The sequence below is a fragment of the Escherichia sp. MOD1-EC6021 genome (assembly GCF_002965245.1).
GTDB lineage: Bacteria > Pseudomonadota > Gammaproteobacteria > Enterobacterales > Enterobacteriaceae > Escherichia > Escherichia coli_F.
Window position 1 is genome coordinate 24,443 of record NZ_PTRU01000034.1, and the last position, 11,904, is coordinate 36,346.

The 11,904-nt window shown below is 49.1% G+C and carries 9 protein-coding genes; 5 read left to right on the top strand and 4 right to left on the bottom strand.

Annotated features, from left to right (window positions below; translation table 11 throughout):
* Positions 1-187: 187 nt before the first annotated feature.
* The 3 genes from BEB54_RS24020 to bioA all read right to left on the bottom strand — a co-directional run bounded on the left by BEB54_RS24020 (position 188) and on the right by bioA (position 3,447).
* Positions 188-1,471, bottom strand: coding sequence for a putative acyl-CoA thioester hydrolase (locus BEB54_RS24020; RefSeq protein WP_001091559.1), 1,284 nt, complete (start codon positions 1,469-1,471; stop codon positions 188-190).
* Between the two features lie 151 nt (positions 1,472-1,622).
* Positions 1,623-2,099, bottom strand: coding sequence for a kinase inhibitor (locus BEB54_RS24030; protein WP_105277033.1), 477 nt, complete (start codon positions 2,097-2,099; stop codon positions 1,623-1,625).
* A gap of 58 nt (positions 2,100-2,157) precedes the next feature.
* The gene (bioA, locus tag BEB54_RS24035) at positions 2,158-3,447 is read right to left on the bottom strand and encodes an adenosylmethionine--8-amino-7-oxononanoate transaminase (protein ID WP_105277034.1); all 1,290 of its coding nucleotides are present in this window, start codon (positions 3,445-3,447) and stop codon (positions 2,158-2,160) included.
* 86 nt (positions 3,448-3,533) lie between these two features.
* Here bioA and bioB point away from each other — a divergent pair, with 86 nt between their 5' ends.
* The 5 genes from bioB to uvrB all read left to right on the top strand — a co-directional run bounded on the left by bioB (position 3,534) and on the right by uvrB (position 9,737).
* A complete protein-coding gene (gene bioB, locus BEB54_RS24040; protein WP_000951213.1) occupies positions 3,534-4,574 on the top strand; it encodes a biotin synthase BioB in 1,041 nt (346 codons plus the stop codon).
* Positions 4,571-5,725, top strand: a complete 1,155-nt coding sequence (gene bioF, locus BEB54_RS24045) for an 8-amino-7-oxononanoate synthase (RefSeq protein ID WP_032302731.1) — start codon at positions 4,571-4,573, stop codon at positions 5,723-5,725. The genes bioB and bioF overlap by 4 nt, the downstream gene beginning before the upstream one ends.
* A complete protein-coding gene (gene bioC / locus BEB54_RS24050) occupies positions 5,712-6,467 on the top strand; it encodes a malonyl-ACP O-methyltransferase BioC (RefSeq protein ID WP_105277035.1) in 756 nt (251 codons plus the stop codon). The genes bioF and bioC overlap by 14 nt, the downstream gene beginning before the upstream one ends.
* Positions 6,460-7,137 carry a dethiobiotin synthase gene (bioD, locus tag BEB54_RS24055; RefSeq protein WP_105277036.1) on the top strand — a complete coding sequence of 226 codons (678 nt, stop codon included), beginning with the start codon at positions 6,460-6,462 and terminating at the stop codon, positions 7,135-7,137. The genes bioC and bioD overlap by 8 nt, the downstream gene beginning before the upstream one ends.
* 578 nt (positions 7,138-7,715) lie before the next feature.
* Complete coding sequence (gene uvrB, locus BEB54_RS24060) at positions 7,716-9,737, top strand: excinuclease ABC subunit UvrB (RefSeq protein WP_000042541.1); 2,022 nt, start codon at positions 7,716-7,718, stop codon at positions 9,735-9,737.
* A gap of 461 nt (positions 9,738-10,198) precedes the next feature.
* On the opposite strand, the gene BEB54_RS24065 is transcribed toward uvrB, so the two are convergent.
* Positions 10,199-11,548 carry a hypothetical protein gene (locus BEB54_RS24065; RefSeq protein WP_236943380.1) on the bottom strand — a complete coding sequence of 450 codons (1,350 nt, stop codon included), beginning with the start codon at positions 11,546-11,548 and terminating at the stop codon, positions 10,199-10,201.
* Positions 11,549-11,904 lie beyond the last annotated feature (356 nt).

Here is an 11,904-nt window from a genome sequence, read left to right on the forward strand (position 1 = left end):
TGCGATGCTGACGCATCTTATCCGACCTACAAATCGCATCGAACTGTAGGCCGGATAAGGCGTTTACGCCGCATCCGGCACTTATTGTCGGATGCGATGCTGACGCATCTTATCTGACCTACGAATCGCATCGAACTGTAGGCCGGATAAGGCGTTTACGCCGCATCCGGCAAAAAGTTAATCGCTTTTACTTCTTCGCCTCTGCAACCACTTTGCTACCCACGCCGCGGTTATTGTATTCCCACATGCGGTTGTAGTTAGTGTCATTCAGATTACGCTGTACTTCGTCGTTATCATCAACGTTGCCAGTATTACCCGCAAACGGACGATTGGAAATCACCGCATCGGCCCACGGTTTAGCCGTGTTAAAACCTTCGTTGATGGCGCTATCACGGATCACCACCTGACCGTTGGTATTGGCATCAACATCCAGCGAGCGGCCCAGTTGCGCCACGCCATCACCAGAAGCATTGAAACGGCTGTTTACGGCGAGGAAACCGTAATAGATGTTTGACAGCGTAGCCGGTGCAAACACATACGCTTCTTGCTGGGTACGGGAGTTCACCACGCGGAATTCGGTATTATCGAACACCACTGCGCCGCGACCAGAAACGATATCCACATCCCCTTCAATGTAACTGTTGGTCACCAGAGTACGCGGCTGACGGTTGGTTTCCAGACGGTTTTGCACACCACTGTTGGTGACAAAGAATGTATTCTGACGACCGAGAATGTTGACGTTATTGATCTGCACTTTGTCGCCATCAGTACGCAGTGCCACCGCCGGATGGTTACCCGCATCTACGCTATCACCCAGCGTGTTTTCGATGGTCAGGTTTTGCAGTTGCAGGCCATTGTTTTGTGACCAGAAGACCGCAGAGCAGAGAACGCCGATACTGTCGCTGCGTTTGCTCTGGCAGCTATCGTACATATACCACGCTGGTTTACCTGGCATATATTTGCCGCGCGGGTTGACGTCGTGACGCCAGTCGGCAGGGCTCATGCCCCCATCAAGGGAAAGCCCAATCTTCACATCAATCGGTTTTTCACCTGTACCGTACAGAGTAATTCCACCCGGAGCGGCAGGGACATACACCGTTCCCTGATATTCACCAGGCATCACGGCAATATACTGGCGCTTGTTGGTGCGCTTGATAATTGCCGCATCTACCGCCGCCTGAATCGTGGTATGCGTTACACCTTGAGTACCCGCCGGGCCGACAACAAAGTCAGGTTGCGCAGGCAGGGTAATCGGGGAAGGATTCCACGCTGCAGCACCTGGCGTCAGGGACGCAAAATAGTGTTGAGCATCGAAATTCTGCGCTTCTTTTGCCGACAGAATCGGGCGAGAAGAGGTACCAGGCGCGGTTTGATCAGAAGGACGTTGATCGGGCGGTGTTGAGCTACAGGCGGTCAGCGTCACGCCAAAAGCCAATGCCAGCGCCAGACGGGAAACTGAAAATGTGTTCACAGGTTGCTCCGGGCTATGAAATAGAAAAATGAATCCGTTGAAGCCTGCTTTTTTATACTAACTTGAGCGAAACGGGAAGGTAAAAAGACAAAAAGTTGTTTTTAATACCTTTAAGTGATACCAGATGGCATAGCGCCATCTGGCAGAGTGATTAACCAAACATCGCAGTAATCGAGGCGTTTGCCAGAGAGTGGAAATGAACGTTAAACCCGACCATCGCGCCGCTGGCTCCTTCATCGACATCAATACGTTCTACATCCAGCGCGTGAACGGTAAAGATGTAGCGATGGGTTTCGCCTTTCGGCGGCGCTGCGCCACCGTATCCGGCTTTACCAAAATCGGTACGTGTCTGGAGCACGCCATCAGGGATTGCCACCAGACCAGAGCCAAACCCCTGCGGCAATACGCGGGTATCAGCGGGTAAGTTAACAACTACCCAGTGCCACCAGCCGGAGCCGGTTGGCGCATCCGGGTCGTAGCAGGTGACAACAAAACTTTTCGTTCCCGCAGGAACATCATCCCACGCCAGATGCGGTGAAATATTATCGCCATCGTAACCCATGCCGTTAAAGACATGACGATGTGGCAACTTATCGCCATCGCGCAGATCGTTACTGATGAGTTTCATGAACCCTCCTTTCTTGTTTGCAGAAAGTGTAGCCAGAAACCCTCACGCTGACTTCCCGTTATTGGCAAAAAAATGTTTCATCCTGTACCGCGCGGTTAACCGCTGCGGTCAGGCGCAGCAACTGTTGCGGGCTAATAATATAGGGCGGCATCAGGTAAATCAGTTTGCCAAATGGTCGTATCCAGACATCCTGTTCGACAAAGAATTTTTGCAGCGCCGCCATATTCACCGGACGAGTGGTTTCGACCACGCCGATTGCCCCCAGTACGCGCACATCGGCAACCATTTCGGCGTCACAGGCGGGGGCAAGTTGCTCGCGTAGCTGCCCTTCAATAGCCGCCACCTGATGCTGCCAGTCGCCAGATTCGAGAATCGCCAGGCTGGCGTTTGCTGCTGCGCAGGCCAGCGGATTGCCCATAAAGGTTGGCCCGTGCATAAAGCATCCGGCTTCGCCGTTGCTGATAGTTTCCGCAACCTCGCGCGTGGTGAGCGTGGCGGAAAGGGTCATCGTGCCGCCGGTTAAGGCTTTACCGAGGCACAAAATGTCCGGCGCGATCCCCGCATGTTCGCAGGCAAACAGTTTGCCGGTACGACCAAAACCGGTGGCTATCTCGTCCGCAATCAGCAAGATACCTTCACGATCGCACATTTTGCGGATTCGTTTTAACCATTCCGGATGGTAGATGCGCATTCCGCCAGCGCCCTGAACAATCGGTTCAATGATCACCGCCGCGATTTCATGACGATGCGCCGCCATCAGACGTGCGAAGCCCACCATATCGCGTTCATCCCATTCGCCATCCATGCGGCTTTGCGGCGCGGGAGCAAACAGGTTTTCTGGCAGATAGCCTTTCCACAGGCTGTGCATTGAGTTGTCTGGATCGCACACCGACATCGCGCCAAAGGTATCGCCATGATAACCATTGCGGAAGGTCAGAAAACGCTGGCGCGCTTCGCCTTTGGCTTGCCAGTACTGCAACGCCATTTTCATCGCCACTTCCACCGCTACGGAACCAGAGTCCGCGAGAAAAACGCACTCCAGCGGTTGCGGCGTCATCGCCACCAGTTTGCGGCATAGCTCGATGGCCGGCGCATGGGTAATACCGCCAAACATCACATGCGACATGGCATCAATTTGCGACTTCATTGCCGCATTGAGCTGCGGGTGGTTGTAGCCGTGGATTGCCGCCCACCAGGACGACATACCGTCAATCAGGCGTCTGCCGTCAGACAAAATCAGCTCGCAACCTTCGGCGCTCGCCACCGGATAAACCGGTAGCGGGGAGGTCATGGATGTGTATGGGTGCCAGATATGGCGTTGGTCAAAGGCAAGATCGTCCGTTGTCATAATCGACTTGTAAACCAAATTGAAAAGATTTAGGTTTACAAGTCTACACCGAATTAACAACAAAAAACATGTTTTGGAGAAGCCCCATGGCTCACCGCCCACGCTGGACATTGTCGCAAGTCACAGAATTATTTGAAAAACCGTTGTTGGATCTGCTGTTTGAAGCGCAGCAGGTGCATCGTCAGCATTTCGATCCTCGTCAGGTGCAGGTCAGTACTTTGCTGTCAATTAAAACGGGTGCTTGTCCGGAAGATTGCAAATACTGCCCGCAAAGCTCGCGTTATAAAACCGGACTGGAAGCCGAGCGGTTGATGGAAGTTGAACAGGTACTGGAGTCGGCGCGCAAAGCGAAAGCGGCGGGATCGACGCGTTTTTGCATGGGCGCGGCGTGGAAGAACCCCCACGAACGCGACATGCCCTATCTGGAGCAGATGGTGCAGGGGGTAAAAGCGATGGGCCTGGAGGCGTGTATGACGCTGGGCACGTTGAGTGAATCTCAGGCGCAGCGCCTCGCGAATGCCGGGCTGGATTACTACAACCACAACCTCGATACCTCGCCGGAGTTTTACGGCAATATCATCACCACACGCACTTATCAGGAACGTCTCGATACGCTGGAAAAAGTGCGCGATGCCGGGATCAAAGTCTGCTCAGGTGGCATTGTGGGTTTAGGCGAAACGGTAAAAGATCGCGCTGGATTATTGCTGCAACTGGCAAACCTGCCGACGCCGCCGGAAAGCGTACCAATCAACATGCTGGTGAAGGTGAAAGGCACGCCGCTGGCGGATAACGATGATGTCGATGCCTTTGATTTTATTCGCACTATTGCAGTCGCGCGGATCATGATGCCGACCTCTTACGTGCGCCTTTCTGCCGGACGCGAGCAGATGAACGAACAGACTCAGGCGATGTGCTTTATGGCTGGCGCAAACTCGATTTTCTACGGTTGCAAATTGCTGACCACGCCGAATCCGGAAGAAGATAAAGACCTGCAACTGTTCCGCAAACTGGGGTTAAATCCGCAGCAAACCGCAGTGCTGGCGGGCGATAACGAACAACAGCAACGTCTTGAACAGGCGCTGATGACCCCGGACACTGACGAATATTACAACGCGGCAGCACTATGAGCTGGCAGGAGAAAATCAACGCGGCGCTCGATGCGCGGCGTGCTGCCGATGCCCTGCGTCGCCGTTATCCGGTGGCGCAAGGGGCCGGACGCTGGCTGGTGGCGGATGAATGCCAGTATCTGAACTTTTCCAGTAACGATTATTTAGGTTTAAGTCATCATCCGCACATCATCCGTGCATGGAAGCAGGGTGCGGAGCAATTTGGCGTCGGTAGCGGCGGTTCCGGTCACGTCAGCGGTTATAGCGTGGCGCATCAGGCGCTGGAAGAAGAACTGGCCGAGTGGCTGGGCTATTCGCGGGCACTGCTGTTTATCTCTGGTTTTGCCGCTAACCAGGCAGTCATTACCGCGATGACGGCGAAAGAGGACCGTATTGTTGCCGATCGGCTGAGTCACGCCTCATTGCTGGAAGCTGCCAGTTTAAGCCCGTCGCAGCTTCGCCGTTTTACCCATAACGATGTCGCTCATCTGGCGCGACTGCTTGCTTCCCCCTGTCCGGGGCAGCAACTGGTGGTGACAGAAGGCGTGTTCAGCATGGACGGCGATAGTGCGCCACTGGCGGAAATCCAGCAGGTAACGCAACAGCACAACGGCTGGTTGATGGTCGACGATGCCCACGGCACGGGCGTGATCGGTGAACAGGGGCGCGGTAGCTGCTGGCAACAGCAGGTGAAACCGGAACTTCTGGTGGTGACTTTTGGCAAAGGATTTGGCGTCAGCGGGGCAGCGGTGCTTTGCTCCGATACGGTGGCGGATTATCTACTGCAATTTGCCCGCCATCTTATTTACAGCACCAGTATGCCGCCCGCTCAGGCGCAGGCATTACGTGCGTCGCTGGCGGTCATTCGCAGTGATGAGGGTGATGCACGGCGCGAAAAACTGGCGGCACTCATTACGCGTTTTCGTGCCGGAGTACAGGATTTGCCGTTTACGCTTGCTGATTCATACAGCGCCATCCAGCCATTGATTGTCGGTGATAACAGCCGTGCGTTACAACTGGCAGAAAAACTGCGCCAGCAAGGCTGCTGGGTCACGGCGATTCGCCCGCCAACCGTACCCGCTGGTACTGCGCGACTGCGCTTAACGCTAACCGCCGCGCATGAAATGCAGGATATCGACCGTCTGCTGGAGGTGCTGCATGGCAACGGTTAATAAACAAGCCATTGCTGCGGCATTTGGTCGGGCAGCCGCACATTATGAGCAACATGCGGATCTACAGCGCCAGAGTGCTGACGTCTTACTGGCAATGCTCCCACAGCGTAAATACACCCACGTACTGGATGCGGGTTGTGGACCTGGCTGGATGAGTCGCCACTGGCGGGAACGTCACGCGCAGGTGACAGCGTTAGATCTCTCGCCGCCAATGCTTGTTCAGGCACGCCAGAAGGATGCCGCAGACCATTATCTGGCGGGAGATATCGAATCCCTGCCGTTAGCGACTGCAACCTTCGATCTTGCATGGAGCAATCTCGCGGTGCAGTGGTGCGGTAATTTATCCACGGCACTTCGCGAGCTGTATCGCGTGGTGCGCCCCGGAGGCGTGGTCGCGTTTACCACGCTGGTGCAGGGATCGCTCCCCGAACTGCATCAGGCGTGGCAGGCGGTGGACGAGCGCCCGCATGCTAATCGCTTTTTACCGCCAGATGAAATCGAACAGTCGCTGAACGGCGTTAATTATCAATACCATATTCTGCCCATCACGCTTTGGTTTGATGATGCGCTCAGTGCCATGCGTTCGCTGAAAGGCATCGGTGCAACGCATCTTCATGAAGGGCGCTACCCACGAATATTAACGCGTTCGCAGTTGCAGCGATTGCAACTGGCCTGGCCGCAACAACAGGGGCGATATCCTCTGACGTATCATCTTTTTTTGGGAGTGATTGCTCGTGAGTAAACGTTATTTTGTCACCGGAACGGATACCGAAGTGGGGAAAACTGTCGCCAGTTGTGCACTTTTACAAGCCGCGAAGGCAGCAGGTTATCGGACGGCAGGTTATAAACCGGTCGCCTCTGGCAGCGAAAAGACCCCGGACGGCTTACGTAATAGTGACGCGCTGGCGTTACAGCACAACGGCAGCCTGCAGCTGGATTACGCAACGGTAAATCCTTACACCTTTGCAGAACCCACTTCGCCGCACATCATTAGCGCGCTAGAGGGCAGGCCGATAGAATCATCGGTAATGAGCGCTGGATTACGCGCGCTTGAACAACAGGCTGACTGGGTGTTAGTGGAAGGTGCTGGCGGCTGGTTTACGCCGCTTTCTGACACTTTCACTTTTGCGGATTGGGTAACACAGGAACAACTGCCGGTGATACTGGTAGTTGGTGTGAAACTCGGCTGTATTAATCACGCGATGTTGACGGCACAGGAAATACAACACGCCGGACTCACTCTGGCGGGTTGGGTGGCGAATGATGTCACGCCTCCTGGAAAACGTCACGCTGAATATATGACCACGCTCACCCGCATGATTCCCGCGCCGCTGCTGGGCGAAATTCCCTGGCTTGCAGAAAATCCAGAAAATGCGGCAACCGGAAAGTACATAAACCTTGCCTTGTTGTAGCCATCCTGTATTTGGTTAAATTGCGAGCGAGATCGCGTCTTCGGTTGACTGCAATTTAACCAATTAAATTCTAAAATAATCACGAAAAAAATTTTACTTCCGCATCATGCGGTGAATGTGGGAATTGCCCAGGCGGCGGGGGATAGGGGCTGCAGACAGTTATCCACTATTCCTGTGGATAACCATGTGTATTAGAGTTAGAAAACACGAGGCAAGCGAGAGAATACGCGGCTTGCACGCGAATTGGCGTTAAAGACGGCTCAAAGAAATATCTTTTATTTTTTAACTGGTTAGATAATTGCAATGGCAGTCACTGAAGAGGCATCTCTTGCCATAAAACTGTCATCACTCATCTTGACAAATGTTAAAAAAGCCGTTGCTTTGGGGATAACCCCGTAAGGCCGGAGTTTTATCTCGCCACAGAGTAAATTTTGCTCATGATTGACAGCGGAGTTTACGCTGTAACAGAAATATTATGGTGGGGAACTGTTTTTTTATCCAGTATAATTTGTTGGCATAATTAAGTACGACGAGTAAAATTACATACCTGCCCGCCCAACTCCTTCAGGTAGCGACTCATGAGTAAACCGTTCAAACTGAATTCCGCTTTTAAACCTTCTGGCGATCAGCCAGAGGCGATTCGACGTCTCGAAGAGGGGCTGGAAGATGGCCTGGCGCACCAGACGTTACTCGGTGTAACTGGCTCCGGGAAAACCTTCACCATCGCCAATGTCATTGCTGACCTTCAGCGCCCAACCATGGTACTGGCGCCCAACAAAACGCTGGCGGCTCAACTGTACGGCGAAATGAAAGAGTTCTTCCCGGAAAACGCGGTGGAATATTTCGTCTCATACTACGACTACTATCAGCCGGAAGCCTATGTTCCGAGTTCCGACACCTTCATTGAGAAAGATGCCTCGGTAAACGAACATATCGAGCAGATGCGTTTGTCCGCCACCAAAGCGATGCTGGAGCGGCGTGATGTAGTTGTGGTAGCGTCTGTTTCCGCGATTTATGGTCTGGGCGATCCTGATTTATATCTCAAAATGATGCTCCATCTTACGGTCGGTATGATTATCGATCAGCGCGCGATCCTGCGTCGACTGGCGGAGCTGCAATACACCCGGAATGATCAAGCCTTCCAGCGCGGTACTTTCCGCGTTCGTGGCGAGGTGATTGATATCTTCCCGGCAGAATCGGATGACATTGCACTTCGCGTGGAGCTGTTTGATGAGGAAGTTGAACGATTGTCGTTATTTGACCCGCTAACCGGGCAGATTGTTTCTACTATTCCACGTTTTACCATCTACCCGAAAACGCACTACGTCACGCCGCGCGAGCGCATTGTGCAGGCGATGGAAGAAATTAAAGAAGAACTGGCCGCCAGACGCAAGGTGCTGTTAGAGAACAACAAACTTCTGGAAGAGCAGCGGCTGACTCAGCGTACCCAGTTTGACCTGGAGATGATGAACGAACTGGGATATTGCTCGGGCATTGAAAACTACTCACGCTTCCTCTCCGGCCGTGGACCAGGTGAGCCACCGCCGACGCTGTTTGATTACCTGCCTGCCGATGGGTTGCTGGTCGTCGATGAATCTCACGTCACCATTCCACAAATTGGCGGTATGTATCGCGGTGACCGGGCGCGTAAAGAGACGCTGGTGGAGTACGGTTTCCGCCTACCATCAGCGCTGGATAACCGTCCGCTGAAGTTTGAAGAGTTCGAAGCATTAGCGCCACAAACCATCTATGTTTCGGCGACGCCGGGTAATTACGAGCTGGAAAAATCCGGTGGTGATGTGGTGGATCAGGTCGTACGTCCAACCGGATTGCTTGATCCGATTATCGAAGTGCGACCGGTGGCAACACAGGTTGATGATCTTCTTTCGGAGATTCGCCAGCGAGCGGCAATTAACGAACGCGTGCTGGTCACAACATTGACTAAGCGGATGGCGGAAGATCTTACGGAATATCTCGAAGAACACGGCGAGCGTGTGCGTTATCTTCACTCAGATATCGATACCGTCGAGCGCATGGAAATCATCCGCGACTTGCGTCTGGGTGAGTTCGACGTGCTGGTAGGGATCAACTTACTGCGCGAAGGTCTGGATATGCCGGAAGTTTCGCTGGTGGCGATCCTCGACGCCGACAAAGAAGGCTTCCTGCGTTCCGAACGTTCGTTGATCCAGACCATTGGTCGTGCGGCACGTAACGTTAACGGTAAAGCGATTCTCTACGGCGATAAGATCACCCCATCAATGGCGAAAGCGATTGGCGAAACCGAACGTCGCCGCGAGAAACAGCAGAAGTACAACGAGGAACACGGCATTACGCCGCAAGGCTTGAACAAGAAAGTGGTCGATATCCTGGCGCTGGGGCAGAACATTGCTAAAACCAAAGCGAAGGGCAGAGGAAAATCGCGACCGATTGTTGAGCCGGATAATGTGCCGATGGATATGTCGCCTAAAGCGTTGCAGCAGAAAATCCATGAACTGGAAGGGCTAATGATGCAACACGCGCAGAATCTGGAGTTCGAAGAAGCGGCGCAAATTCGTGACCAGTTGCATCAGCTGCGTGAATTGTTCATTGCGGCTTCGTGATGTTGGAGATGGGAAAATGCTCGGTTTCGCTTGTTATGTTCAAAAGCAGTTAACATGCATAGTGCAGTTACACTGGTGAAAAAGGAAGCGTACCAGAGTTGCAAGCGGCTCTGGTACGTTGATGTGCTAAACTAAAACTCATTACTTATTTACGTTATTCATAAAATTTGGCATGTTTTGAATGGTTGCGTTAATACAGAAAGATTTCTTTTTGTTCTCTGGGAAGTAGGATTTTCTGTATTTATTTTCTCTATGACGTCAATCAAGGCATTTGATATCTTAATATTTCCATTGTTAAATGCATATTTGATAAAGCTAAAATATTTATCATGGTCAGTGAGAATTAAATATGGTTTTCTTTTGTACATATCAGTAAGCTCGTTTAAATATTCTAATACGGTTTTATTCACATGCTCGATTGTTAACTCAGGCAATGCAAGTATTAATCTTGTTTCAAAGTCTTAAGTTTTGAAATTACATAATGGAAGACGTTTAATCAAATGGCTAAATAGATTTATTTTATTGATGCTTTCGGTATTCTGGTTTATTAAATAAAGTATGGTGTTGTAATAACTCACTCGTCCTTCGAATGTGCTGAAATCAATCATTTCTCGAAAAAGTTCATCGAAAATGAAAACGTTTTCTGGCGATACTCTGTACAGTTCACTAAGCATTTGAAATGTCAACCCATCTAAAGGTATTCTAAGTTTATACTCTGGTTCACCAGGAACTCTTAACTTATAATAATCACATAATCTGTTTACTTTAGTATCCTGAAATAATTTTAAAAGAAAGGTTGAGTAATCTGAAAGATTAATTCCGGAGAGGCAGTATGCATGACCCAATTTAGTTATGAATTGAAATTTATCTTCAATGTCAGGAATGTTTGTAACTAAATTTAATAGTTCAGTTAATTGTTTTGGCATATCTTCTTTATAGGCTGATTCAATAGTAAAATATAGTGATATAATATCGCTCCCTTTTATTTCAGGTAATGCTTTGAATAAATGGGTATAGAGTTCAATCTTAATTTTTATATTAGAAAATCTTAGCTTCTCCAGGAAATCCTTTAAGTTAATCTTGATTTTAATAGCTAGATTTTCAAGATAAGAAATAAATAAAATAATACCTCTTATTTTGTCTTCATCATTATTAAAATGATTGATTATTTCCAGGAATGAGTTTTGTAAGTGTGGTTCTGATAATAACATCTCTTTTTTAAAAGAAAAGACATAATTGTTAGCGATATCAAGTAAAAAATGTAAATTGCACGGTTCGTAAAAGCAGGGATCATCTATCGATTGAGTAAAAATATTCTGAATAATGAAACTTATGGCCTCTTTATTATGAATTTTATTTAGAGCGTTTTTATATATTTCAATTAGTAGTGTGTTATTGTTTGTTATATATTGTATTAGGGCTGCTTTAAAGAGGTTTGCAAACAAAGGTATATTTGCGAATATTCTGTTATATTCACTTTCAAATAACTGTCCCATAACTAATAATGTGTCTAAACTTTCCGAAAGCGGCATTCTTGATGTGTTTTCAATTAATAAATCATGTATTGTATTAATATTATTATGTAAACCATTTGATATATTCTGGTAGGTGCTGATATTATTATTTATATATGAACTTATAAACTGATTATTGAAATCATTTTCACGCCCGAGCTCTTTCCAGCGTGCAATTTCCTCATTAAATTTTTTTGCGCCATTATCAAACCATGAATGCAAAACTTTTGGGGGGCATTTTTCTGGAAATCTTTCCGGAAGACGGGGAGTGCATGATGTAAAAAATCTAGGGTGCATAATTATTTCCTTTTAATGTTAAAGTACTAAATTCGCCGCATAATAAGATAATCGTTGCTTTTTGAGGGTACTTACTTACTCAATCGTTTGTTATCAAATTGAGTAATTTTTTAAACAAGTAAAGATATTTTTCTATCAAAAATCGCTCATTTAGTCGGACAAAATTAATGTGTTAATGAAAGTTCGAAGTTAAGTGTGTTTAGATCCTTCTACGCAAGACATAACATGAGTCAAGTTTATCCAATGGACTCAATTTATATTAACGACAATACTCTTTATCTCAATTATCTTAAGTTTAATATAATGATAATGCATATATATTAATTGTTATAATTATAGGTGTAATTATTTAAAAT

Excerpts from the sequence above, each read along its gene's own strand:
- BEB54_RS24030 (WP_105277033.1), bottom strand. The coding sequence starts at position 2,099 with ATGAAACTCATCAGTAACGATCTGCGCGATGGCGATAAGTTGCCACAT.
- bioA (WP_105277034.1), bottom strand. The coding sequence starts at position 3,447 with ATGACAACGGACGATCTTGCCTTTGACCAACGCCATATCTGGCACCCA.
- bioB (WP_000951213.1), top strand. The coding sequence starts at position 3,534 with ATGGCTCACCGCCCACGCTGGACATTGTCGCAAGTCACAGAATTATTT.
- bioF (WP_032302731.1), top strand. The coding sequence starts at position 4,571 with ATGAGCTGGCAGGAGAAAATCAACGCGGCGCTCGATGCGCGGCGTGCT.
- bioC (WP_105277035.1), top strand. The coding sequence starts at position 5,712 with ATGGCAACGGTTAATAAACAAGCCATTGCTGCGGCATTTGGTCGGGCA.
- uvrB (WP_000042541.1), top strand. The coding sequence starts at position 7,716 with ATGAGTAAACCGTTCAAACTGAATTCCGCTTTTAAACCTTCTGGCGAT.
- BEB54_RS24065 (WP_236943380.1), bottom strand. The coding sequence starts at position 11,548 with ATGCACCCTAGATTTTTTACATCATGCACTCCCCGTCTTCCGGAAAGA.